Source organism: Hymenobacter sp. BT18, assembly GCF_012273015.1.
Classification (GTDB): domain Bacteria; phylum Bacteroidota; class Bacteroidia; order Cytophagales; family Hymenobacteraceae; genus Hymenobacter; species Hymenobacter lutimineralis.
In genome coordinates this window covers 1,275,942-1,301,017 of the sequence record NZ_CP050954.1, presented here as the reverse complement: position 1 = coordinate 1,301,017, position 25,076 = coordinate 1,275,942, and the positions used below count along the sequence as shown (strand labels likewise).

The 25,076-nt window shown below is 58.0% G+C and carries 20 protein-coding genes and 1 tRNA gene; 8 read left to right on the top strand and 13 right to left on the bottom strand.

Going from position 1 to position 25,076, the window contains the following annotated elements; all coding sequences use genetic code 11:
* The first annotated feature begins 95 nt into the window (after positions 1-95).
* The 3 genes from rpsA to cphA all read left to right on the top strand — a co-directional run bounded on the left by rpsA (position 96) and on the right by cphA (position 5,289).
* The gene (gene rpsA, locus HER32_RS05365) at positions 96-2,177 is read left to right on the top strand and encodes a 30S ribosomal protein S1 (protein WP_232066394.1); all 2,082 of its coding nucleotides are present in this window, start codon (positions 96-98) and stop codon (positions 2,175-2,177) included.
* Between the two features lie 153 nt (positions 2,178-2,330).
* Positions 2,331-2,401, top strand: a tRNA-Cys gene (locus tag HER32_RS05360).
* 254 nt (positions 2,402-2,655) lie between these two features.
* Positions 2,656-5,289: a cyanophycin synthetase gene (gene cphA, locus HER32_RS05355; protein ID WP_168681064.1), complete on the top strand. Its 2,634-nt coding sequence runs from the start codon at positions 2,656-2,658 to the stop codon at positions 5,287-5,289.
* Between the two features lie 279 nt (positions 5,290-5,568).
* Here cphA and HER32_RS05350 read toward each other — a convergent pair whose 3' ends face one another.
* Positions 5,569-6,516: a hypothetical protein gene (locus HER32_RS05350; protein WP_149072747.1), complete on the bottom strand. Its 948-nt coding sequence runs from the start codon at positions 6,514-6,516 to the stop codon at positions 5,569-5,571.
* Positions 6,517-6,626: 110 nt separating this feature from the next.
* Here HER32_RS05350 and HER32_RS05345 point away from each other — a divergent pair, with 110 nt between their 5' ends.
* A complete protein-coding gene (locus HER32_RS05345; RefSeq protein WP_168681062.1) occupies positions 6,627-7,229 on the top strand; it encodes a methyltransferase domain-containing protein in 603 nt (200 codons plus the stop codon).
* Between the two features lie 33 nt (positions 7,230-7,262).
* Positions 7,263-8,087 (top strand): 3-deoxy-8-phosphooctulonate synthase, encoded by an 825-nt coding sequence (gene kdsA / locus HER32_RS05340; RefSeq protein WP_149072749.1) that lies wholly within the window; start codon positions 7,263-7,265, stop codon positions 8,085-8,087.
* A gap of 175 nt (positions 8,088-8,262) precedes the next feature.
* On the opposite strand, the gene HER32_RS05335 is transcribed toward kdsA, so the two are convergent.
* Positions 8,263-9,093: an O-methyltransferase gene (locus tag HER32_RS05335; RefSeq protein WP_168681060.1), complete on the bottom strand. Its 831-nt coding sequence runs from the start codon at positions 9,091-9,093 to the stop codon at positions 8,263-8,265.
* A 91-nt stretch (positions 9,094-9,184) separates the two neighbouring features.
* A complete protein-coding gene (apaG, locus tag HER32_RS05330) occupies positions 9,185-9,571 on the bottom strand; it encodes a Co2+/Mg2+ efflux protein ApaG (RefSeq protein WP_149072751.1) in 387 nt (128 codons plus the stop codon).
* Positions 9,572-9,682: 111 nt separating this feature from the next.
* Here apaG and HER32_RS05325 point away from each other — a divergent pair, with 111 nt between their 5' ends.
* Positions 9,683-10,348: a uracil-DNA glycosylase gene (locus tag HER32_RS05325; protein WP_168681058.1), complete on the top strand. Its 666-nt coding sequence runs from the start codon at positions 9,683-9,685 to the stop codon at positions 10,346-10,348.
* Between the two features lie 269 nt (positions 10,349-10,617).
* On the opposite strand, the gene lepB is transcribed toward HER32_RS05325, so the two are convergent.
* From lepB to HER32_RS05290, 7 genes are all read right to left on the bottom strand, one after another.
* Positions 10,618-11,787, bottom strand: a complete 1,170-nt coding sequence (gene lepB / locus HER32_RS05320; protein ID WP_168681056.1) for a signal peptidase I — start codon at positions 11,785-11,787, stop codon at positions 10,618-10,620.
* A gap of 165 nt (positions 11,788-11,952) precedes the next feature.
* Positions 11,953-12,672 carry a 4-hydroxy-tetrahydrodipicolinate reductase gene (dapB, locus tag HER32_RS05315; RefSeq protein WP_149072754.1) on the bottom strand — a complete coding sequence of 240 codons (720 nt, stop codon included), beginning with the start codon at positions 12,670-12,672 and terminating at the stop codon, positions 11,953-11,955.
* 3 nt (positions 12,673-12,675) lie between these two features.
* Positions 12,676-13,314: a DUF5683 domain-containing protein gene (locus HER32_RS05310; protein ID WP_168681054.1), complete on the bottom strand. Its 639-nt coding sequence runs from the start codon at positions 13,312-13,314 to the stop codon at positions 12,676-12,678.
* 16 nt (positions 13,315-13,330) lie between these two features.
* The gene (locus tag HER32_RS05305; RefSeq protein WP_168681052.1) at positions 13,331-14,281 is read right to left on the bottom strand and encodes a ParB/RepB/Spo0J family partition protein; all 951 of its coding nucleotides are present in this window, start codon (positions 14,279-14,281) and stop codon (positions 13,331-13,333) included.
* Between the two features lie 193 nt (positions 14,282-14,474).
* Positions 14,475-16,055: a PA14 domain-containing protein gene (locus HER32_RS05300; protein WP_168681050.1), complete on the bottom strand. Its 1,581-nt coding sequence runs from the start codon at positions 16,053-16,055 to the stop codon at positions 14,475-14,477.
* Positions 16,056-16,302: 247 nt separating this feature from the next.
* Complete coding sequence (locus tag HER32_RS05295; protein WP_149072758.1) at positions 16,303-17,109, bottom strand: ParA family protein; 807 nt, start codon at positions 17,107-17,109, stop codon at positions 16,303-16,305.
* 96 nt (positions 17,110-17,205) lie between these two features.
* The gene (locus tag HER32_RS05290; RefSeq protein WP_149072759.1) at positions 17,206-17,886 is read right to left on the bottom strand and encodes a metal-dependent hydrolase; all 681 of its coding nucleotides are present in this window, start codon (positions 17,884-17,886) and stop codon (positions 17,206-17,208) included.
* 87 nt (positions 17,887-17,973) lie between these two features.
* Between HER32_RS05290 and HER32_RS05285 the strand changes: the two genes are divergently transcribed.
* A complete protein-coding gene (locus tag HER32_RS05285) occupies positions 17,974-19,641 on the top strand; it encodes an ABC transporter substrate-binding protein (RefSeq protein WP_149072760.1) in 1,668 nt (555 codons plus the stop codon).
* 75 nt (positions 19,642-19,716) lie between these two features.
* Here HER32_RS05285 and HER32_RS05280 read toward each other — a convergent pair whose 3' ends face one another.
* The 3 genes from HER32_RS05280 to HER32_RS05270 form a co-directional block, all read right to left on the bottom strand.
* Positions 19,717-20,205: a DUF6438 domain-containing protein gene (locus tag HER32_RS05280; protein ID WP_168681048.1), complete on the bottom strand. Its 489-nt coding sequence runs from the start codon at positions 20,203-20,205 to the stop codon at positions 19,717-19,719.
* 183 nt (positions 20,206-20,388) lie between these two features.
* Positions 20,389-22,203: a membrane protein insertase YidC gene (gene yidC / locus HER32_RS05275; protein WP_168681046.1), complete on the bottom strand. Its 1,815-nt coding sequence runs from the start codon at positions 22,201-22,203 to the stop codon at positions 20,389-20,391.
* 384 nt (positions 22,204-22,587) lie between these two features.
* Positions 22,588-24,231: a CTP synthase gene (locus tag HER32_RS05270; protein WP_168681044.1), complete on the bottom strand. Its 1,644-nt coding sequence runs from the start codon at positions 24,229-24,231 to the stop codon at positions 22,588-22,590.
* Between the two features lie 344 nt (positions 24,232-24,575).
* Here HER32_RS05270 and HER32_RS05265 point away from each other — a divergent pair, with 344 nt between their 5' ends.
* Positions 24,576-25,010 (top strand): SMI1/KNR4 family protein, encoded by a 435-nt coding sequence (locus HER32_RS05265; RefSeq protein ID WP_168681042.1) that lies wholly within the window; start codon positions 24,576-24,578, stop codon positions 25,008-25,010.
* Positions 25,011-25,076: the final 66 nt, after the last annotated feature.

The following is a 25,076-nucleotide window of genomic DNA, read 5'->3' as shown; positions in this document are numbered from 1 at the left end:
GCGGGCCGGCGTAAGTGCGCTGTGTATCAAACAAAAACGCGTTCCGGAGGCGGGCCCTGCGCTGGACGTGTATACGAGGGCCACTGCATACTATCATGGCAGAAGTAGTTGACAACTTCGACTGGGACAACGTCGGAGCGAATAGCTTCGGAGGTAACTATACCGCCGAGCAGCGCGCCGAAATGGAGCAGATGTACGGTGAGACCCTCACGACGGTACAGGAAGAAGAAGTAGTAAAAGGCATCGTGGTGGGCATCACCGACCGCGACGTTATCCTCAACATCGGCTTCAAATCCGATGGCCTGGTGCCCCTCTCCGAATTCCGCGACCTGACCGACCTCAAAGTTGGTGACGAGGTTGAGGTGTTCATTGAAGACCAGGAAGACCAGAACGGTCAGCTGATCCTGTCGCGCAAGAAGGCGAAGATCAAGCAGGCTTGGAAGGCTATTTACGATGCCCTGGAAAACGACACCGTGCTGGAAGGCGTGGTAAAGCGTCGTACCAAAGGTGGTCTGATCATGGACCTGGATGGCGTAGAAGCCTTCCTGCCCGGCTCGCAGATTGACGTGAAGCCTATCCGTGACTTCGACATCTACGTGGGTCGTCGCATGGAAGTGAAAGTGGTGAAAATCAACGCTGCTTTCGACAACGTGGTAGTTTCGCACAAAGTCCTGATCGAGAAAGACCTCGAGAAGCAGCGCGAAGCCATCCTCAACAACCTGGAGAAAGGTCAGATCCTCGAGGGCGTTATCAAGAACATGACCAACTTCGGTGTGTTCATCGACCTCGGCGGCGTAGACGGCCTGCTGCACATCACCGACATTTCGTGGGGCCGCATTGCGCACCCCTCGGAGGTTCTGCAGCTCGACCAGAAGCTCAACATCGTTGTGCTGGACTTCGACGAAGCCAAGAAGCGTATTTCCCTCGGCCTGAAGCAGCTGACGCCCCACCCATGGGATTCGCTGCCCCAGGACCTGCAGCCCGGCTCGAAAGTGCAGGGTCGCATCGTGAACGTGGCCGACTACGGTGCGTTCATGGAAATCGTGCCCGGCGTAGAAGGCCTGATCCACGTTTCGGAAATGTCTTGGAGCCAGCACCTGCGCAACCCGCAGGACTTCATCAAGCAGGGCGACGTAGTAGAGGCGCAGATCCTGACCCTCGACCGCGAAGACCGCAAGATGAGCCTCGGCATCAAGCAGCTGAGCGAAGACCCTTGGACGCGTGGCGACTTCGGCTCGAAGTACGCCGTGGGTACCAAGCACAACGGCCTCGTGCGTAACCTCACCAACTTCGGCCTGTTCGTAGAGCTGGAAGAAGGCGTTGACGGCCTCGTGCACGTTTCCGACCTGTCGTGGACCAAGAAGGTGAAACACCCTTCGGAAGTGGTGAAAGTTGGCGACCGTCTGGACGTAGTAGTTCTGGAACTGGACGTAAACAACCGCCGCCTGGCCCTGGGCCACAAGCAGCTGGAAGAAAACCCCTGGGATACGTTCCAGACGGTGTTCACTCCTGGCTCGGTGCACAAGGCTACCATCACGGAGAAAACCGACCGCGGTGCCGTGCTGGAGCTGCCCTACGGCATCGAAGGCTTCGCTTATCCTAAGTCGCTGGCCAAAGAAGACGGCTCGCAGGCTGAGAACGGCGAAACGCTGGACTTCCGCGTGGTGGAATTCTCCAAGGACGACCGTCGTATCGTGCTGTCGCACTCGGCTGCTTACAACCAGCAGGCGGAAGAAGATAGCCGCAACGCCAAGTTCGCGAAGAAGAAGCCCGCTGCCGGCGCTGCTGCCGCTCAGGGCGAAGGCAAGCTAAGCGACCTGAAGAAGCCCGCTGCTGCTGAGAAGTCAACCCTCGGCGACCTGGATGCTTTGAGCGCCCTGCGCGACAAGATGATGGGCAACGAGCGTGAGGCTGGTGAGCAGAAGCTGAAGACGCAGGCCGACAAGAAGGCGCCCGCTGCCGAAGAAGGTGGCATCCTGGCGGCTGTGGCTGTGGCCGCTTCGGCCGCTTTCGACAAGGTGACCGAAGTTGCTGGCGACGTAGTAGACGCCGCTTCGCACTCTGGCATCGTGGAGAAAGCTAAGGAAGTAGCTGGCGACGTAGTAGACACGGTGAAAAATGCCCTGTCGAGCGACGACAAAGCCGACGAAACGGCTGACGAGAAGAAGAACGCCTAAGCGGCCTTATTTCTCTGCTTAAGAAAAGCCCCGGCATAGGCCGGGGCTTTTTTTGTGGCACACGGCCAATAACTTACCGCCCGCTCTCGGAAAAACAGCGTAGCGGTTTGGTAGAAGCCGCATTATGGTTGTAAGTTTGCAACCTCAAAGCCCGGTGACGTGACCGAGTGGCTAGGTAGAGGTCTGCAAAACCTCCTACAGCGGTTCGAATCCGCTCGTCACCTCTTCTTACCTGCTTGTTCCTGTTTTCAGCAGTTATGATGAGTGCCCCAACCGATTAGCCCCGGTTGGGGCTTTTTTTTGCAAGTAAGCTAGCAGGTTCACTATCAATTATTTGTCTTATAAAGGTTGCTTGCTCTCAGCTAATTAGAAAATAAGCGAAAAAAATAGGAAGGAAGGATTCTCGGACGGGAATCCCTACATTTCGGTAGGCCGTACAACGGCACTCAAAACCCTGTTCTCTTCCTCTTTCGCTTATATGAAGATTGTTGACCTCCGCACTATGCGCGGGCCGAGCTATTGGTCGGTGAAGCACCACAAGATTATTGTGATGAAAGTGGACCTGGAAGATTTGGCCGATCAGTGGTCGAATGCTTTTCCGGGCCTCGATAAGCGTCTCACCAAACTGCTGCCCGACTTGGGCAAACCCCAAACTTTCACGGCTTACACCTCCCAGCAAGTACTGAAGCACCCTCCGCTCACGCAGGAACAGCTTGCCGATGGGGAGCCCCTGGGCCACGTCGTGCAGCACGTAGCCCTGGAGCTGCAGCGCCTGGCGGGCATGACGGTACACTGGGGCAAGTCGTACCCCGCGCACGAAGCCGGTGTGGATTACGTGGTATTTGCCTATCAGGAGGAGCGCGCCGGGCGCGTGGCGGGCAAGGCCGCCGTAGAAATTGTAGAGGCCCTGTGTCGTAAGCAGAAGGTCGATATCAAGCCCATCATTGCCGAGCTGCACGATATTCGGGAAGAAGAGTTCTTCGGCCCCAGCACCTACAGCATTGTTGCGGAAGCTGCCTCGCGCAACATCCCCTACATTCAGCTGCAGGACAGCAGCATCATTCAGCTCGGCTACGGCTGCAACCAGAAGCGCATCTGGGCTACCACCACCAGCTACACCTCACACGCCGGGGTGGAAGTGGCCGGCAATAAAAACCGCACCAAGGCCCTGCTCCGCAACGCCGGCGTACCCGTACCCAACGGCACTACTGTATACTCGGAGGCAGGCCTGCGCGACGCCATTGAGGACCTCGGCTTTCCTATCGTAACCAAGCCTCTGGATGGCAACCACGGCAAAGGGGCCACCATCAACATCACCAACTGGAAAGACGCCGTGGCCGGCCTGAAAGCCGCCCAGGTGTATTCCCGGGCCGTGATTGTGGAACAGTTCATCGTGGGCGACGACTACCGTCTGCTGGTGGTGAACGGTAAGCTGGTAGCCGCCGCCAAGCGTACCCCAGCCGCCGTGAAAGGCGATGGTACCAGCACCATTCAGCAGCTGATTGAAGAAGTAAACAAGGACCCGCGCCGGGGGGTAGGCCACGAAAAGGTGCTGACGAGCATCAAGGCTGACAAGCACACCCTGGATATCCTGAAAGGACAGGGGCTGACCTTAAAATCGGTGCTGCCAGCCGGGCAGGTGCTGTACCTGAAAAGCACGGCCAATATCAGCACGGGCGGCACCGCCACCGACGTGACGGATATCGTGGACCCCTACAACGTGTTGCTGGCTGAGCGCGTGGCCGGCATTGTGGGCCTGGATATCTGCGGCATTGATCTGCTGACCAACGATATTGCCATTCCGCTGAATGAAACGCGCGGGGCCGTTATTGAGGTAAATGCTGCCCCGGGCTTCCGGATGCACATTGCGCCCACCGAAGGGCTGCCGCGCAACGTAGCCGCCCCCGTGGTGGATATGCTGTTCCCGCGGGGTAGTACGGCCCGTATTCCCATTATTGCCATTACGGGCACCAACGGCAAAACCACTACCACGCGCCTCATTGCGCACATGGTTTCCTCTAAAGGCTATAAAGTAGGTTTCACTACTACCGACGGCATCTACATTCAGGGTAAGCAACTGCAGAAAGGTGACTGTACCGGTGGGCAGAGTGCCGAGTTTGTGCTGAAAGACCCCACGGTGAACTTTGCCGTGCTGGAAACGGCTCGGGGCGGCATGCTACGCTCCGGCCTGGGCTTCCACACCTGCGACATTGCCGTGGTAACCAACGTTGCCGCCGACCACCTGGGCATGCGCGACATTCACACCGTGGAGGAAATGGCGGCTGTGAAGGGGGTGCTGCCGCGCACGGTGCGCAAAAACGGCTGGGCCGTGCTCAATGCCGATGACGACCTGGTGTATGCCATGCGCGAAAAGCTGGAGTGCCGCGTCGCCTTGTTCAGCATGGACGAAAACAACCCGCGAATTCTTGACCACGTGGAGAATGGGGGAGTGGCTGCCGTGTACGAGGAAGGCTACGTAACCATTTACAAGAACTCGTATAAGCTGCGCATCGACCACGCGGCGGAGTTCCCCGTGACCTTTGGTGGCCGGGCCCGCTTCAACATCGAAAACTCCCTGGCTACGGCACTTACCGGCTACTTGTGCGGCTTCGAGCGGGACGAAATCAAAACTGCCCTGCGGACGTTTGTGCCCTCCAGCACGAAGACCCCGGGCCGGATGAACGTCTACAAGTTCCCGAAGTTTGAGGTCATCGTGGATTACGCCCACAACGCGCACGGTATCGAGAAATTCGAGGAGTTCCTGCGCGAAACGCCCGCCACGCGTAAAATCGGGATGGTATCAGGGCTGGGCGACCGGCGCGAAGAAGACACGCTCAGCTTTGCCCGTGTAGCCGGCCGCATGTTCGATGAAATCATTCTGCGCCAGGACCGGGACCTGCGCGGCAAAACTGCAGAGGAATTGCGCGAGTTGATGACGCGCGGCCTGCAGCTCGACAACCCAGGCGTGGCCATCAACTACATCGAACATGAGATGGATGCCATTGACCACGCTTTGCAGACGGCTCCCGATGGCTCGGTCGTGGTGATGTTCACCGAAAATATCAGCGGCACGCTCAAGAAGCTGGACGAGTTTGAACAGCAGTTCCGCTAAACGATGGAACCACGGATTCGCGCGGCTTTTTCGGATTGCCCGGATTTTGTAGCCGGCGCAAATGTTAGGCTCGCGTAGGTCATCTGCCCTGTTGATCATCTGTCATCCTGAGCAAAGCGAAGGACCTTCTCACGCCCGCACGACTTGCTGCAACGGAAGAAGGCCCTTGGCTCTGCTCAGGATGACAGGGCTACAAAACAAAAAGCCTCGCAGTGTGCGAGGCTTTTTGTTTTATTGGCAGATTGCGCCGGCTACAAAATCCGCGCGAATCCGGGGCTCCTACTTCAGCGTGAATTTGGTGGTGCCAATCAGGTAGCCGTCGGCGTACAGTTCGATGGTGTGGGGGCCGGGCTTGTATTCTGCACCTTTGGCGTACACGAACTGAATGTTCTGCTTGGTGTTGTCGAATACCAACTCCTGCTTGGACGTGTAGAAGGCTTCGGCGCCATCTACCATGAAAGTGCCGCCGCCGGTGCTCAGGTTGTAGAGCGCCGAGCCATCGGGCTCAATCAGGCGCAGCATAATCTGCTTGGTTTCTTTGGGGGCTACGTCGTTGCGGGCCAGGTTGAAGTTGATTTTCACCTTCTCCACGCGCTTGGCTTTAAACTCATCCTTTTCATCGTCTTTCTCCTTGCCGCGGCTGTTGATGACGTTGACCCGAATGTTCTCAGCCTGCAGGCGCGAGGCAATGCTTACTTTCTCGCTGAGCTCCTGGTTGGTGCGCGCAATAGTGCTGATGGTATCCGTGAGCTTGTTCTGACGCTCTTTCAGCGTCGTTGTTTCGGTGTAGAGGGCTTCGTTGTCGGCCTTCAGCTTGGCAATTTCCTCATCTTTCACACGCAGCTGGCGCTCGAAGTTGGCGGCCCGGTCACGGAAGCGCTTCTGATCCGTGATGGAGAAAGAACCGGCCCGGAAGGAGCGCAGCTTCAGCAAGTCGGCATTAATAGAGGCAATGCGGTTCTTGAGGGAGTCGTTGGCTAAGCCCATGCCCTGCATTTCCTGGCTCTGGCGCTCAAAATCAGCTTTCAGGGCTTCAAACTGCTTGATCTGCTCCTCCAGCTTTACATCTTTGGCTTTCACATCGGCCGTGAGTTGCTCATTCTGTTTTCCTTTCTGCTGGTTCATGTAGAAAAGGACGCCATTGATGCCCAGCAGCACGAGAATAAGGGCGACAATCAGCAGCACGCGGCTGTTGTTCTTGGGCTCCGGGGTTTGATTTTGTTCCATTAGAAAGAAGTTAGGTGAGAGGCCGGACAATCCGGGATGGGCAGTACCTTCAGGCAAAAATAACGGAGTTCTGTACCTGGGCAAGTCCGAAGGTACAATCCTGCCCTAATATGTCGACTGAATCTGTCCTTGATGCCGCTTACTGGCAGCAGCGTTACGCCCTCGGCCAGACCGGCTGGGATGCGGGAGCCATAACGCCGCCTTTGCGGGAATATTTCAGCCAGCTGGGCCCGCCCGATGCGCGTCGTATCCTCATTCCCGGGGCGGGCCGCGCCTACGAAGCCGAGTACCTGCACCGGCACGGCTGGCCCAACGTAGTGGTGGCCGACGTGGCGCCCGAGCCCCTGCAGGCCTTGCAGGAGCGCGTCCCCGACTTTCCGGCCGGCCATCTGCTGTTGCAGGACTTCTTTACCCTGGAACCCTTGCCGCCCTACGATCTTATCGTGGAGCAAACGTTCTTCTGCGCCCTGGATCCGGCTCTGCGTCCTGCTTATGCCCGCCAGTGCGCCCACCTGCTCCGGCCCGGGGGCACGCTCATGGGCTTGCTCTTCGATACTGAGTTCAGTCAGCCCGGGCCACCCTTCGGGGGCACCCGGGAAGAGTATCGGTCGTATTTTGCGCCCTACTTCGAGTTCAAGCATTTCGAAACGGCCACTAATTCGCTCAAACCCCGTCAAGGGCGGGAGCTGTTTATTTGTTTGACGAAGAGATAATAGCTGGAAAACTACCCATTTGCTTCTGCACCCATGATTGAAACTCTCGCCAACGCCCTGCCGCACTTCCGCAATACCAACTCCGGTCAGTTTTTTCTGATGGCCGGGCCCTGCGTAATTGAAGGGGAAGATATGGCCCTGCGGATTGCCGAGCAGGTGCGTACGCTCTGCGATAAGCTGCAGATTCCCTACATCTTCAAAGGCTCCTACCGCAAGGCCAACCGTTCCCGCCTGGATTCCTTCACGGGCATCGGCGACGAAAAAGCGCTGAAGATTCTGCAGAAAGTAGGCCGCGAAATCGGCGTGCCCACTGTCACCGATATTCACGAGTCGGATGAGGCTGCCCTGGCCGCCGAGTACGTGGACGTGCTGCAAATCCCGGCCTTCTTGTGCCGGCAGACGGACCTGCTGATTGCCGCCGCTCAGACAGGGAAGGTAGTCAACATCAAGAAAGGCCAGTTCCTGAATGGGGAAGCCATGCAGTTTGCGGTGGACAAAGTGCGCCAGTCGGGCAATGAGCACGTGATTCTGACGGACCGCGGCAACTCCTTCGGCTACTCCGATCTGGTGGTGGACTTCCGCAACCTGCCCGCCATGCGCAGTTTCGGGGTACCCGTAGTAATGGATGTGACGCACTCTCTGCAAAAGCCTAACCAGAGCAGCGGCGTGACGGGTGGCATGCCCCAGCTCATCGAAACCATTGCCAAAGCCGCCATTGCCGTAGGGGCTGACGGGCTGTTCATCGAAACGCACCCCACGCCGGCCACCGCCAAATCCGACGGCGCCAACATGCTCCCGCTGCAGCAGCTGGAAGACTTGCTGGTGAAGCTCACGCGGGTGCGGGAGGCTGTACGGTAAGTTGTACGCTTCGTTGTGAGCCACGCAAAGCCAGCGGCTTTCAACAAATTCAGTCTGCTACTACAATCAGAAAGCCCCTACCGTCTATGCTGACGGTAGGGGCTTTTCTCATTTCGAAGACTTGATAAGTAGATTCTGGCCGGATGATTTCGCGTAGCTCGCCATAACACGTTTCTCAGGCCGACAACCGCCGCGTGCGCTCCAGAAGCTTGTCTACTACATGGTTGAAGCGGAGCGTGAAATGCTGCTTCGGCTGCTTCTTCCGAAAGAAAACCAAGCCTACGTAAAACAGGTCAATGGTGAGCGTTACCTCAGGATGCTGCTTGATAGCAGCCCAGGCCTGCTCCATTTCCTGGGACCAATGAATATCGTCCAGCACAAACAGGCTCTCATCGGTGCGGTGCTGAAGGCATTGCTCGAAGTAGCGCATGGTTGGCTCGAAGCGGTGGTTGCCGTCGAAGAAAGCGAAATCCAGCGGCTCACTTAGCTTGGCCAAGGCTGGGGCCAGGGTTTCGTCGAGGTTGCCTTCGATAAGCTGAATATTGCTCAGTTTGAGCTCCTGGAACGTTTGCCGGGCCACCGACGCCGTGGCGGGGCAGCCTTCGAAGGTCAGCACCTGGGCCCGCGAACAAGCGGCGGCCAGGTAAGCGGTGGTAAGGCCTAAGGAAGTGCCTAGCTCCAGCACCGTGTGCGGCTGCCGCCAGTTCACCAACCGAAATAGGAGCTGAGCTAGTGTGCGTGGCTTGGCGGCGGTGCGGGCAATATCGCGCACGCGCCGCTGCCGGCCCGCGCCCAGGCGGGACCCGGCTCCAAAATCCCGGACGGTAAGTACCTCCGTACTCTGGCTTAGCTCCCGGCGGCGCTGCTCGATGGCAGGAAACGCTGCAAACGCTCCATCGTGGTTGATGACGTGCGCGTAGAGGTCAAAAACGAACGGGGAATGCAGGCCATGTGCATTCCCCGAGCGGAGGTAGAACCGGAAATAACTGAGAACCTGGTAAAGCAAGGAAATCGGGGACTTGAGAACGTCGGTAGTTGGCTGGCGGGCAACGACGCGTTGCCGGAAACGTCAGCCAAGTTCCTAATTCCCCACTAAACTAATTCAGCCGGAACGGGACGATGAGCGTGAACTCCGGAATATCCACATCGAAGTGGCTGCCATCCACAAGGCGCTCCATCTGGTAAGTGCCCCGCATTTTGCCCACGCCGGTTTTGAGGTTACACCCCGATACGTACTGGTGCGACTCGCCGGGCTCCAGCACCGGCTGCTGGCCTACTACGCCTTCGCCTTCCACTTCGCGCACTACCCCGTTGGCATCGTAAATGTACCAATGGCGGCGCAGCAGCTTGACGGTGTACTCACTATCGTTGCGAATATCAATCTTGTACGCAAACACATAGTGCTCCTGGCCGGGGCTGGAGTAGTCGGGTAAGTAGTTGGTCGTAACACTCACGGTTACTCCCTGCGTACTGATCGTATTCATGACGGCAAGGCGGTTCGGTGGAATGAAAATAACACTGGAATGCGGGATTTGGTTTATTTACGCAAGTCCGAACGCATCGGCCCACCGTATCCGCCCAGAAAGATTTTTCCAATGACTGTAAAGATAGAAGAAAGCTGGCGCAAGGCCTTGCAGCCGGAGTTCGAAAAACCATATTTTCAGCACCTCACCACTTTCCTGCGGGGCGAGTACGCCACGGCCACCGTGTATCCGCCCGGCCCCCAGATTTTTCATGCTTTTGAGGCCTGTCCCTTCAACGCCGTGAAGGTGGTGATTCTCGGCCAGGACCCTTACCACGGCCGGGGCCAGGCGCATGGCTTGTCGTTCTCCGTAGCCGAGGGCGTGCGGACCCCGCCCTCATTGCAAAACATCTTTAAGGAACTCCAGGACGATATTCCGGCTACCCCGCCGGCTCCCAACGGCAACCTGGACCGCTGGGCCCGCCAAGGCGTACTACTGCTGAATGCCACACTTACCGTGCGGGCCGGGGAGCCGGGCTCCCACCAGAAGAAAGGGTGGGAGCAATTTACCGATGCCGCCATCCAACAGGTGTCGGAGCAAAAGGAGCATGTCGTGTTTATTCTCTGGGGCGCTTATGCCCAGAAGAAAGGCGAAATCATTGATGCCAAGAAGCACTTGGTATTGAAAGCGGCTCATCCGTCGCCCTATGCTGCCGACCGGGGCTTTTTCGGTTCCCGCCCCTTCAACCAAACCAATGCCTACCTCGCCCAGCACGGCAAAGAGCCCATAGTGTGGTAGGAGGAACCACGGATTCGCGCGGATTTTTCGGATTCCACGGATTTTGGGGACGATTTGCTCTACTCAGTTTGTCATCCTGAGCACAGCGAAGGACCTTCTCACGCCCGCACGACTTGTTGCCACGTAAAAAGGTCCTTCGCTGCGCTCAGGATGACACATAATAAAAAAAGCCTCGCAGTATGCGAGGCTTTTTTGTGTTTAGGAGCGGAATGAATCGTCCACGAAATCCGTGGAATCCGAAAAATCCGCGCGAATCCGTGGTTCCGTCGTTAGTCGATCAGGTGAAACAGGCGGTTCCAGCGAATCTTGCTGAAGAAGCTGGGCGCGTTGGGGTCTACGGAAAGCCAGATGAGCACGGCCTTGCCCACAATGTGGTCGGCCGGTACAAAGCCCCAGTAGCGGGAGTCCTGGGAGTTGTGGCGGTTGTCGCCCATCATGAAGTAGTAGTCCTGCTTAAAGGTATAGCTCGTGAGGGGCTGCCCATTCTGGTAAATGAGGCCATCTTTCCAAGTGATGCCGGGCGTGTGCTCGTACTGCCCCACAATCTTGAAATAGATGCCAGCGTTTTCCCGGGTGATCTGCACGGTCTGGCCTTCCTTCGGAATCTGGAGCGGGCCGTAGTTGTCGGCATTCCAGGGGCGGGTAGTGGCGCTGAGCGGGGTGGGAGCCGGAAAGTCTACCGAGTTCGGGAACACGCTGGGGTCGGGCACCCCGGCCGGCAAGCGTTGCTCGACCAAACGCTTCACGTAAGGTTGCTGGCGCATAAAGTCGGCCGCTTCCTTGGTCATATGCACCGGGCTGTACAGCACCGTATCACCGGCGTAGCCCAGCATGGGGGCGCCGTTGGGCGAGTCGTACTCCACGATGCCCTGCTCCTGAAATATCTCCGGCCGGATGGGCGCGTCGGTGTAAAGCGAGTAGCTGGTTTGCAGGTGCGGCGGGTTGGTGGCCGGCTTACCATTGATGTACACCTGCGACTGGCGCACCTCAATTTGGTCGCCGGCTACGCCTATGCACCGTTTGATGTAGTTGGTGCGCAGGTCGGCGGGATGCTGCTTCTCAAATGGCACGTTAAACACTACTACGTCGTTGCGCTTCACCTCCGAAAAACCGGGGAGACGGCGCGCCGTCAGCTGAATAGCTTCGGAGTAGCTGGGGATGTTGGTGCCCCAGATGGTTTGATGCGTGAGCGGCACCTGCAGCGGGGTTTGGGGCGTGCGGGGGCCGTAGTGCAGCTTGCTCACAAACAGGTAGTCGCCTACGAGCAAGGAGTTTTCCATGGAAGGCGTCGGAATGGTGTACGCCTCGAAGGTGGCCCAACGAATAAGCGTAGCGGCTACCACAGCAAACAGAATGGCGTCGCCCCACTCGCGGGCTGCACTCTTGGGTTTTTTGGGGGTTTCCGTCTCAGGACGTTTCTCCCAGAATTTTACGGCCATAAATCAGGTCAGAAAGCAAAGCAGGCAGCCAGCGTGGCCGCCAATAAACGCCGGAATATCCGAAAAAGGTACCGAACTGTGGCCTTTAGGAGCACTGCAAGTTTAACGGCTGCCCGCCCCGAGAGGCCGCCAAGGTAAGCGGCCAATGACCAGCTTGCTACTGGTTTACAGCCCCAACAAATCATTCATGCCAAAAATGCCCGCTTTGCCCGGCAGCCACTCGGCGGCCAGCAAGGCCCCCTGCGCGAAGGCGTCGCGGCTATGGGCTTCGTGGCGTAGCTCAATCGTATCGAGGGTGGAGGAATAGGTGACGACGTGCGTGCCCACTACCTCGCCTTCCCGCTCCGATACCACGGCCAGCTCGTGCGCGTCCGTGGTTGGCTCGTTGCGCCAAGTAGTTTTGGTGGGAAAATGGCGCATGATGCCCTGGGCCGTTGTCAGGGCCGTACCGCTCGGCTGATCAACCTTGTGCACGTGGTGAATTTCCCGCACCTGCACATTGTAGCCCCCAAACTGGTGCATTTTGGCCGCCAGGTACTCATTGAAGTGAAAGAACAGGTTTACCCCCACACTGTAGTTGGACGCGTAGAATAAGCCTACGCCCGTTTCCTGGGCTACGGCCCGGGCTTCGTCGAAATGATGCAGCCAGCCCGTAGAGCCGCACACCACCGGAATACCCTGCCGCAGGGTTGTCACCACGTTCTGAAAAGCCGCGTCGGGATGGGTAAACTCAATGGCTACGTCGGCCTGAGCGGGCGTGAAATCGGTGAGGCGCACTTCCGGGCGGGAAGGGTCCACGATGCCGACAATCTGGTGGCCGCGGGCCTGGGCCTGCGCTTCCAGCGCCTTGCCCATTTTGCCGTAGCCAATCAGCAGAATTTTCATGTACTACTTGTGGGATTTCAACGTGAGAGAAATTGCTACGCCGGGCGTTAGGCGGGCCGTAGGGACGCGCAAGACGTCAGGTTGCCACTGCATGCTCAGGTCGTCGCTGATGTCGAAGTCGCGCAGGTGGGCATCTACCAGGGCATCTACGATATTGAGTGTATAAGCTACGGCGGTAAAGGCTATCCACTTGTCGCGGTTGCGACGGTAGAACTCCAACCCCACGCGTACATTAGCGGCCGAAGCCTCGCGACTAGAGCGGGGGCCGGTATCTACTGTGGCCGCAACCCCGTCGGTGCGGTTTTTATAGCCCAGGGAGTATTCTTTGTAGCGCATCTGGTAAAAGACCTCCGTGCCCACGGCGGCCCCAATGGCCCCGTACACGAGCGGGAGCTTCCAGTACCGGCGGTTATAGATCTGACCCGCGCCCGGCAGAACGGCCGAAAGCAGCGCCGCCTTCTTCGGGCGCGTAACGCGCCAGCCCAGAAACTTCTCGGTACGCCGGCTGGAGTCTGTTACCGATTTTTGCGTGTCTACCTGCGTACTGTCGGGGCCGGCCGTTACCGTCTGGGCTTGGGCCGAAAAAATCGTCAGCCACATGCCTAGAAGCCCAATCAGCGCAATACGCAGGTGCGAAGGCATAGGGGGTACGGTAGCGTTAGACAGGTTGCAGAATATGCAGGATTCGCTGCATGTCCTCCACGGAGTCGAAGGCAATTTTGATTTCCCCCCGGCCCTGTGGTCCGGGCTTTACGAGTACGCGGGAGCCAAACCGTTCCGACAAATGCCGCTCGGTGCGGCGCAGTTCGGCTACGGGCACGTGCAGGCTTTCGTCGTGCACGGGCTGCGCTTCCGGTGCATCGGGGCGGGAGGCCGAGCCGCCCCCGTTGCGCACCAGCTGCTCCACGCGCCGCACCGATAACTCTTCGGCCACAATGCGGCGAAACAAAGCCAGCTGCTGCTCTGTGTCTTCAATATTGATCAGGGCGCGGGCATGCCCCATGGAAATGACGGCGTCGCGCAAGCCAATCTGGATATCCGGCGGAAGCTTAAGCAGGCGTAGGTAGTTGGTCACCGTCGAGCGGTTTTTGCCTACCCGGTCGCCCAGCTCTTCCTGCTTCAGATTACACTCACTTACCAGCCGCTGGTAGCTGAGGGCAATTTCAATAGCATTAAGGTTTTCGCGCTGGATGTTCTCAATCAGTGCCATTTCCAGCATCTGCTGGTCGTCGGCCTTGCGGATGTAGGCCGGAATAGCCTCCAGGCCGGCCAGCTTCGAAGCCTGCAAGCGCCGTTCCCCACTGATGAGCTGGTAGGTGTTGGTGCCCGTCTGGCGCACCGTCACGGGCTGGATAATGCCCTGCACTTTAATGCTCTCGGCCAGCTCCTGCAATGCTTCCTGGTCGAAGTGGGTGCGGGGCTGGTAGGGGTTGGCCTGAATCTGTCCCACCGCAATCAGCCCCACGGAGTTCACCGGGTGCGAGACGAGCCGTTCGCTCTTCTTCTCGTAGCTGCCTTCAATAAGGGCATTCAGGCCCCGGCCCAGGCCACCAATTTTACGCTTCGGGGCCGCCGCCGGCGTCGACTTCTCTTCGGGTTTCTCTGACATACCTGCAATGCGCTTTCGCCCAACTTCGGGCAAAAGCAGGATTCAAAAATACATAAACGCCGGGGAAGCGCGGGAAATTTTGTTGGGGAATGCCAGAAGTCTGCCGTAGCCTGGCTTGCTAGGCGCTTGCTCAACAAAAACCGGGCCCGGTCATCTGCTGACGACCGGGCCCGGTGGGAAAAGGGTACCTTAACTATTCTTCGGCGCTGGCCCCGGTAGCGGTGGCACTAGGCTGGCGAATGGAAAGCTGGTGGCGCGTGGTGGAAGTTCCTACCGTGAGATGGAGGGAATAATCTCCCGGCGGCAGATCGGTGAACTCCAGGGTCTGAAGCTGGCTACCCAAGGGACGGCGGCGGTAGTCCGATACGCGCACCACGGCGCCGCGCTGGCTGTAGAGCACCCAGCCCACGGGGGTTTCTTCCTTCAGCGTGTAAGTCAGCTGTGCTACGCCGTTGCTGGGGTTGGGGTAGATGCTCATGTTGTTGGCTCCGATGCCCGGGCGGGCCACGGCCGTACGGGCCAGCTCGGCTTTGGGCGGGGCTACTTTCTCCAGCTTCCAGTGCTGGTTTTCATTGTCCCGGTAGCGCCACTGCTGCACGCCGCTGTCGGTAGAGTCGCGGGCGGTGAGGGCCTTGTTGCTGTGCTTGGCAATAATCTTATAGAACCCACCTTCTACGGGCTCGATGCGCCAGATCTGGTTGTTGCCGCTGTAGTAAGGCCAGAGGTTCATGGGAGTGCCGTTGGACGTGGCGCTGCCCAATACTTCCAGCACGCGGTTGTTGCCGGGCACCACGAGGCGGTAGTACCCGTTGTTCAGGCTCTCTATACGCCACTGGGGCGTAGCACTGGGCGGCACGCTGGTACCCACGGGCAAAGGCTGGTAGGCCTGCATATTGGGCCGGGCCGGGTCATCTACCTGCAGGGGCCGGCCGGTGGTGCGAGAAGTGAGGATGTACACGGCGGGCTCGAGGGCCACGGGTGGGGCCGGCGCTACTACTGGTTCCACCGGCTTTGCTGGTTTTGCAGGCTTAGCCGGCTTCTCAGCGGGCTTGGCCGCGGCTACTGGTTTCTCCGGGGCAGGGGCCGGCTTGGTGGCGGCCACCGCTGGCTGCTTGGGCGCCGGGGGCTTGCGCTCTACTTTTTCCTTTTTCTTGGCGGGAGCCGGCGCGGCGGGGGCAGGGGCCGGAGCCGCTGCTACTGCGGCCGGCGCCCCGGTTTCCGGATCAGGCATCAGCGTGGAGCCAGCCGGGTACAGATTGGCTGTCGGTATCGTTTGGGGGGCACGGCCCGGGGGAATCCACTGCAACTGCAGCCTGGCCTCGCCTTCGCCGGCGGCGTATTCGAGCTTGAAGCTGGTTTTTTCGTTAGCGGCCAGCTGAATGAACCCTTCGCTGCCATCGGCTTTGCGCCCACCCCAGGTATCGAGTACTTTCCGGCCGTTCACCCACAGGCGCACTTCATCAGTGGTATTGGCCACAAAACGGTAGGTGCCGGTGGAAGGCGCAGCCAGCAGGCCTTCCCAGCGAATGGAGAAATAATCGGCCGGAATGCCAAATGCCGGTGGATTAAGCCCCCAGCGGAAATCAATGGACTTATCGATGCGGCGCATTGCCGGAGAGCCGGCCAGGGTGCCATTGTTGTAGTAGCTGGCCGTGAGCCCCGTGCCCGCGCCCTGAGCCGGGGCGGCAGCCGAAGCCCCGGGTGCGCCGCCCGCGGCCGCAGCATCGGCAACGCACAGCCCGGTAGCCAACGAAAAGAGTAATAAATAACGCACAGCAGGGAAACGTTTGGAAGGGTGATAAAGCCAAAAATGGCCTGATGAAGACTTGAATTTACTGCTTATCAAGCAGTCAGGCCAACTTTCTGGAACAGGAAGTTGGGGAAATAGCCAGTGAATGGCGTATAAACCGGGCAAAACAGATTGCTATTCTGTTTTTTGCCGGCAGTTGGGACCGGAGATTTTAGTGCGCAAGCTCAACCATAAAAAAGCCCCGACGTGTGCCGGGGCTTTTCGTTGAAAGCTAAGCCGCGTTGTCTTCCGCCGCTTCCGGCGTAGCGTCCACCGAGTTCTTCTCGACGATTTCGCGGGCCAGGTTCAGGTAGCTGATCGAGCCCTTGCTTTCGGCGTCGTGCAGAATGACGGGAATGCCGAAGCTCGGCGACTCCGAGAGCTTCACGTTGCGCGGAATAATGGTGTCGAACACCAGCTGCTGAAAGTGCAGCTTTACTTCCTCTACCACCTGGTTGCTCAGGCGCAACCGCACGTCGTACATCGTCAGCAGAATGCCTTCTATTTCCAGCTCCTCGTTCAGGCGGCTCTGGATAATCTTGACGGTGTTGAGCAGCTTGCCCAGCCCTTCGAGGGCGAAATACTCGCACTGCACCGGAATGATGACGGAGTGCGCGGCCGTGAGGGCATTTACCGTAATCAAACCCAGGGAAGGCGAGCAGTCGATAATGATGAAGTCGTACTGATCGGCCAGGGGCCGCAGGGCGTCCTTCATCTTCTCTTCCCGGTTCGGCAGGTTGATCATTTCCACCTCTGCGCCTACCAGGTCGATGTGGGAGGGCATCAGGTCGAGGTGGGGCAGCACATTGGTTTGCAGGATGATATCCTGGGCGTTGATGCCATCCACCATGCACTCGTAGATGCTGTTCTGAATATCCTTCGGGTCGAAGCCCACGCCGGAGGTGGCATTGGCTTGCGGGTCGGCATCCACGAGCAGGGTCCGATACTCCAGCGCTGCCAGGGAGGCCGCGAGGTTAATCGAGGAGGTGGTTTTGCCCACCCCGCCCTTCTGATTGGCTACCGCAATGATTTTTCCCATGAGGTTAAAACTGTTAGCTGTCAGCGCTTGGCTGGCAACTCATCAAAGTAAATGTGGCTTGTAGCAATTAGCCAGTAAATCGTAGTTGGCGGGTTGCTACAAGGTAATGGTTTCCCCCACCTGCATTAGCACCAGTTGCCGACCGGCGCGCTGGGCTTGCTGCTGGGCGTCGGCGTGGTTGATGGCAATGGGCGGGAACGTGTCGTAGTGCATGCCCACCACTTTGGGGGCCTGTACCCAGGCGGCCGCCGTCAGCGCATCTGCAACGCCCATGGTGAAATGGTCGCCGATGGGCAGCAGTGCCACGTCGATGGCGTGCTGCTCGGCCAGCAGCTTCATTTCGTAGCTCAGGGCGGTGTCGCCGGCGAAGTACAGGGTCTTGCCTTCCGACTCGAGGATGAAGCCTGCGGCCAGCCCTCCGTAGGAGCCATCGGGCATGGAGCTGGAGTGCAGGGCAGGCACCATTTTCACCGAGCCAAACGGGAGCTGCACGGCGCCACCGATGTTCATTTTCAGGTCGGCGTTCAGGCCCTTGGCTTCAAACCAGCTGAGCACTTCAAACATGCCCACCAGCGCCGCCCCGGTGCGCTTGCCGATTTCCTCCACATCGGCTACGTGGTCGGCGTGGCCGTGGCTGAGCAGGATGTAGTCGGCCGCAATAGCCTCTACGTTTACGGCCTTGGCCAATGGATTCGGGCGAATAAACGGGTCGAAGAGGACGCGGCTACCACCGGTTTCCAGTAAAAAGCACGAGTGGCCGAAATAAGTAAGCTGCATAGAGGAGGGAAAGAGCTGACCCGGGTGCCGAGTGCATAAGCCAGACCGGGTACCTTTGCTACAAATATACGTGATTCCGCCTTTCTCATGCTTTCGATTTCGCGCCTGGCCTCCGGTTCTGTATTCGTGCTAGTTACTGCCCTGGGCAGCTGCTCCGGCCCCGGGCAGCCCACCGACGGCCGCCGCGTTTTTCGCTACAACCAGCCCGAAAGCCTGACCTCGCTGGACCCGGCGTTTGCCCGCAACCAAGCCAATACCTGGGCCACCACCCAGCTCTACAACGGCTTAGTGGAGCTCGACGACAGCCTGAAGCCCGGTCCCAGCGTGGCCCGGCGCTACGCCATTTCCCCCGACGGCAAAACCTACACCTTCTGGCTGCGGCCCGATGTGTATTTCCATGATTCGGACGTATTTGCCGGGGGCAAAGGCCGCCGCGTGGTGGCCGCCGACTTTGTCTACAGCTTTAAGCGGCTGCTGGACAAAGCCACGGCTAGCTCCGGGGGCTGGATCTTCCGGGGCAAGGTGATTGAAGACGCCCAGGGCGAACCGCGGGATACGGCTTTTGTGGCCGTAAACGACTCGGTGCTGCGCATTCACCTCAAGGAGCCGTTTATTCCCTTTCTGGGTATTCTTACCATGCCCTACGCCTATGTAGTGCCGCGCGAGGCGGTGCAGCGCTACGGCAAGGACTTCCGGGAACACCCGGTGGGCACGGGGCCTTTCCGGTTTCAGGAGTGGGACGAGGGCAACGCCATCATCTACCACCGCAACCCCACGTACTGGAAAAAGGACCGCCAGGGCCGCCGCCTGCCTTACCTTGATGCGGTGCAGATCAGCTTTATCCAGGACCGCAAAACCGAGTTCCTGACGTTTATGCAGGGAAAGCTGGACTTTCTGAGCGGCATCCGCTCCGGCTCCCGTGACTTGATCATGTACCCCGATGGAACCGTTCGGGAAGACTTTAAGGGCAAATTCCGCCTGCAGAAGGTGCCTTACCTGAACACGGAGTACTTGGGCATTCAGCAGGACCCTACCAACCTGCGCGGGGAAGGCGCCAACCCAGCTTTGCGGGATAAACGGGTACGCCAGGCCCTCAACTATGCTCTGAACAAGCCGGAGTTTCTGGCGTATTTCCTCAACAACGTGGGCAAGCCCGGTACCTCAGGTTTTGTACCAGCTTCTCTCCCGTCATTCAGCCAGCAGCTGGTGCCCGGCTACACCTACCAGCCCCGGAAAGCCCGGGAGCTGCTGGCGGCGGCGGGTTACGGTCCGGGCCGACCCCTGCAGCTGCGGCTGAACACGGTGGCCGAGACCAAGGAATTTTGCGAGTACTACCAGAAGAAATGGGCCGAAGTGGGGGTGCAGGTGCAGATAGACGTAAACCAGGGCGCGGCTCACGGCGAAATGGTGGACAATGGCCGGGCCGCCTTCTTCACCCGCAGCTGGCTGGGCGACTACCCCGACGCTGAAAACTACCTGGCCTTGTTCTACAGCAAGAACTTCGCGCCGGCGGGGCCCAACAAAACCCACTTCAAAAATGCCGCCTACGACCAGCTGTACGAGCGCGCCAAGCTGGAGCAGGATGTAGCGAAACGCTACGAGCTGTACCGTCAGATGGACCGCATCATTGTGGAGGAAAGCCCGGTTATTGCCGTGTACTACGACGAAGTGGTGCGGCTAACTCAAAACAATGTGCAAGGCCTCACGCCCAACCCCATGAACCAGCTGGTGCTGGAGCGCGTGCGCAAAGACTAACTTACTTCAAAAGCAGCCCAGCGAGTTCGGATTTTCCATACCACGTCCTAGCTTAAAGGGCGTGGCACGGGAAAGCTAGTTTTTGGCAACGGCTATTTGCTTGATGTGCCGATGAATATAAGCCAGCAGCTTCTCCAGCTCGGCCGGGGCGCCGCCCTCTACCCGTACTTCCTTCAGGCTGCCATCGGGCTGACGCAGGGTGAGGTAGGTGGAAGGCAAGTCGGTAACGTTCTGGGAGTACGCGCTCCGCAGGCTGCCAAAGCCCATGCTTTCGGCTTGGCGACGGATGTAGGTAACGGTATCGGCGGGCAGGCGCAGGGTGTGCTTGCCAATCAGGGGCACATTTTGTTCGCCTTCGTACTGCACACGGCCATCGGCGTAGATAGTGGCCTTGTATACCGGGCAAGGGCCAAAGCAAGGCGTTTTTTCGAAGAGCAGAACAGGTTCTGTAGTTTGCTGGTCGGCCGTTAGCTGAGCCGTAACTACCGCCGGTGTGGCGTTGCTGGTGGCATTGGCCGTGGGAGCATCGGGGCGGGCCGTAGAGCAGCTATTCAAGAGGCTCATAAGAAGCAGGCAGGCAAGAAGGCGCATAGGAGAGAAGAAAAGGAGGATAGCCGCCCAGGTTTCAAAAACCAGACCGACTTACCTGAGCTGTACGAAGGGCAAGCTAGCGGTCTGGGGCGGAAGTAAAATAAAAAAGCCTTTCTGCCGGGGCAGAAAGGCTTTTCTAGGCCAAGCAGCGGGCATTTACTTGCCGCGGCGCGTCGGTTTCTTTGCTTCCGACTCCTTTTCCTGGGCCGACTTCATGGCTTCGGCCAGGCGGGCCTGGAAGCCACCGGGCTTCTTGTCTTTGTTCTTGGTTTTGTTGGCTTCGAGTTGGGCCCGGATTTTCTTGTCGTCCACGAAGCGGCGGGTAATGGCCTGCTGGGCCAGCGTCACCACGTTTGAGACGAGGTAATACCACGTCAGACCGGCTGAGAAGCTGTTCAGCACGAACAGGAAGATAACCGGCATCAGGTAGCTGTAGAACTTCATGGGGCCCTGCATGGCCGTGTTCGTCTGGTTGCTCTGGTAGGTCATGGCCAGGGTCGAAATCGTCATCAGCAGGGTGAACAAGCTCAGGTGCGTGCCCAGGAAGGGTACTTCGAACGGCAGCTTGATCAGGTCGTCGTAGGTGCTCAGGTCTCGGGCCCACAGGAAGGGCTGCTGGCGCAGCTCAATGGCGTTGGGGAAAAACTGGAACATGGCAAACAGAATCGGGATGGTGAGCAGCATGGGCACGCATCCACTCAGCGGCGAGACGCCCACCGACTGGTACAGCTTCATCGTTTCCGACTGCTGCTTCATCTGATCCTCGGGGTACTTCTCCTTGATTTCGTCAATTTCCGGCTTCAGCACCTTCATGCGCGCCTGCGACTCGTAGGTTTTGTAGGTCAGGGGCCAGGTAACGAGCTTGATAAGCACCACCAGAATGGCAATGATGATACCGTAGGAGCTGATAAACTGCTCCAGCAGGTGAAACACCGGCAGCACCACGAAGCGGTTTACCCAGCGGAAAAGTCCCCAGCCCAGGTACACGTTCCGGTCGAAGCTCGGGGCCACTTCCTTCAACAGGCTAAAGGAGTTGGGCCCGAAGAAGTAGCGGAAGTGCGCCTTGCCGTTCTGCACATCGGCAATGGGCAGGGTAAGCGTGGACGTCAGCGTTTTAAGGTAAGTCGAGTCGGCCAGGTTTACCGTGGAGGCAAACTTGCCGGTGGTGAAAGGGGTGCCGTCGGCAATGAGGCCGGCCACGAAGAAGTCGTGCTTGTGCGCGGCCCATTTCACGGGCTCATTCACTACCAGCTCTTCCGGACTCTCGGACGCTTCGGTCAGGGCGCCGTGGTCGTCGGTGGCCAGGTAGTGGTTGATGGTGGTGTGGTTGCGGTTCTGCTTGGCGTCCTGCTCGGTCTGGCGCACCTTGTCCAGGAAGGTGAACGTGAGCGGCTGCTGGGCCACGGCGTTCTGCAGGTTCACGAAGCGCAGATCGTAGCCTACCTCGTAGGAATCCTGGGGCAAGGAATACACTTGCTCAATCTGGCCGCCGGCTACCTGGGCCGTGAAGGTGAGGCGCTGCCCCTGCTTTTCGCCCTCGGTGAAGGCCTGCGCAGCCGAAGGCTGGAAGCTCAGGTCGGAAAGCTTGACGGTTTTGCCGTCGAGGGTGCGGAAGCTCACGTCAAGCGAGGAGCTGCGGGCATCCAGCAAATCGAGCGGCTGACCGAAGAAGGTCTTGTACTTGTTCAGGCGCACGGCCTGCACGCGGCCGCCTTTCGAGCTGAACGTAACGGTAAGGTTGTCGTTTTGCAGCTGCGCCTGGCTTATGGTCGTATCGGTAGCCGCTGCTGCGGCAAAGGCGCCAAGCTTGCGGGCGGCCGCGGCTGAGTCGAGGGGGGCAGAAGCGGCGGCCGCCGCTTTTGCGGCCGTAGCGGCAGGTTTTTCGGCGGGCGGTGTGGGCTTAAAGAAAAACAGGTACACGAGGAGCACGGCCGCAATCAGAAAGGCGCCGGTTGCTGAATTTCTATCCATCAGGAAGAGGGTAAGGCAAAAAAGTAGTCAGGCCCGCCCGGACAATGCCCGGCGAATCTTCCGCAAAGGTCGTAGTTGTCGGCCGAATATTTTAGGGAATGTGAGTTAATGTGCTAATGTGGGTAATGTGAAGAATGTGTTGAGGTGCCAATGCTAGCGGGCAGGGGAATTGGGTATTTAACAAAAAAGGCTGTCATCCTATAGCAGCGCGAAGGACCTTATCACCGCTAGACGAGTCGTTGTTACCGATTTCGCTCAAGCGTGATAAGGTCCTTCGTCTTCGCTTGATGCGCGAAATGCTCAGGATGACAGTTCTTGCTAGCCTATGAGCATTTGCACATCAGCATTAGCACCTCAGCACATTTCCCACATTAGCACATTAACTCAGATCTTCCGGTGCTGGATGGCGGCTTTCACGAAGCGCACAAACAGCGGGTGCGGGTTCTGCACGGTGCTCTTCAGCTCGGGGTGAAACTGGCCGGCCACAAACCAAGGGTGGTTGGGTAGCTCAATCACCTCTACCAGGCCGGTTTCGGGGTTGCGGCCCGAGGCCACCATGCCGGCGGCTTCGTACTGCTCCAGGTAGGCGTTGTTGAACTCGTAGCGGTGGCGGTGCCGCTCGCTGATGTGGTTGCGGGCGTAGGCTTTGGCCGCCTTCGAGCCCTTGCGCAGCTCGCAGTCGTAGGCGCCCAGGCGCATGGTGCCGCCCTTTTGAGTCACGTTTTTCTGCTCTTCCATCATGGCAATGACGGGGTTGGGCGTCTGCGCGTCCATCTCGGTGGAGTTGGCACCGGGCAAATTCAGCACGTGGCGGCCGTACTCTACCACCGCTACCTGCATGCCTAGGCAAATGCCGAAGAAGGGAATCTGGTTTTCGCGCACGTAGCGCACCGCCTCAATCTTGCCCTCGAAGCCTCGCTCACCAAAGCCGGGCGCCACCAGCACCCCATCCACGCCGTGCAGGAGCTGGGCAATGTTGTCGGGGTTGATATGGTCGCTCTGAATGCTGCGCACCGTCACTTTGCACTCGTTGTGGGCGCCGGCGTGCACAAAGGCCTCGTTGATGCTCTTGTAGGCATCGGGCAGCTCCACGTACTTACCTACCAGGGCAATGGTCACTTCCTCGGTGGGGTTTTTGAGGCGACCGAGAAAGTCTTTCCATGCTTCCAGATCGGGATGCACGGCCCCGCCGGTCAGCTTCAGCTTCTTGATAACCCGCTCATCCAGCTGCTCTTTCAGCATGAGCAGCGGCACCGAGTAGATAGAATCGGCATCGAGGCTTTCGATGACGGAGTTAATCTTGACGTTGCAGAACAGCGCAATCTTGCGGCGCATGTCGGGCGGAATGGGGTGCTCGGAGCGGCATACCAGAATGTCGGGCTGGAGGCCGGCCTCGCGCAGGTCGCGCACCGAGTGCTGGGTGGGCTTGGTTTTCAACTCCCCGGCCGCTTTCAGGTAAGGCAGCAGGGTGAGGTGAATTACCAGCGAATCGTTGGGCGGCAGCTCCCAGCGCAACTGGCGCACGGCTTCCACGAAGGGCAGACTCTCGATGTCGCCGATGCAGCCCCCGATTTCGGTAATCACCACGTCGAACTGGTTGCCGTGGCCCAGCAGCAGCATCCGGCGCTTGATTTCGTCGGTGATGTGGGGCACTACCTGCACCGTTTTACCCAGGAACGCGCCTTCCCGCTCCCGCCGAATCACGGTGTCGTAGATGCGGCCGGTGGTGACGTTGTTGGCCTGGGAGGTGGGCGTGTTCAGGAACCGCTCGTAGTGGCCCAGGTCGAGGTCGGTTTCGGCCCCGTCGTCGGTCACGTAGCATTCCCCGTGTTCGTAGGGGTTGAGCGTGCCGGGGTCGATGTTGATGTAGGGGTCGAACTTCTGGATGGTGACGCGGAAGCCGCGGGCTTGCAGCAGCTTGGCCAGGGAGGCCGAGATGATGCCTTTGCCCAGCGACGAGGTCACCCCGCCCGTTACGAAAATGAATTTGGCCGTTGCAGCCGGGAGAGTGGTATTTCGGTCTGGCATAACGGGAGCCAAAGGTACGGGAAAGAGTTGGGCGGCGAGCTATGTGGGGCGGAGTTTGGTAGGAAAGTGGGGAAGGCGGTATGGTTGTAGGAGCTGGATTTATGTAGTAGTATTACGGAAGGGCCAACGGTGCTGGCAATTCAACATTCTTCGTAAATACAAAAAATACCACCTGTGTGAGATATGAAAATTATAAATGGAGTGAAAATATATTATATATTTTCACTCCATTTATAAGTCCTTGTATTAGTTTATTGTGCTGTTATGTGCGTGTTACGGGAAATTAGGAATATTAGGTTAATACTACAAGATTGTCCAATAAGTCTGGAGCGCAAAAATAAAAAATGAAGTACTTTCCCTTTTTACAGGCATCAATTGAAAAATTAGGCGAAATCATTCCTTGTAATGATTCTGATATAGTAGCTATTGAGAAAAATATCGGCTTTGCATTGCCAGAGTCATACAAGGAGTTTTTGTTACTCATGGGGAGAAAAACAGGTCGTTTATTTCAAGGGACATATGTTATTTATGATAATATTCCATATTTTAAAGAATATGCGAATAAAATTCTGGTTAGGAACAATTCAAAAAATATTTTGACTGAAAAAGATTTTGTTTTCTTATATCATCACGGTTATCAATTTATGTTTTTCAAGTTAGGCGAAAATAATGATCCAAAAATATATTATTACAATGAGTGCGGAGAAGACGAATTTGAGATTATTTATTCGTCATTTAGTGAATTTATTAACGATGTTTATTTAGAAACTATTAATTGATCATCACCTAACTGGCGCGAGTTTGGCGTAGCGTAACTCGTGCCTAACTTTACCGGGAGGCTGTGC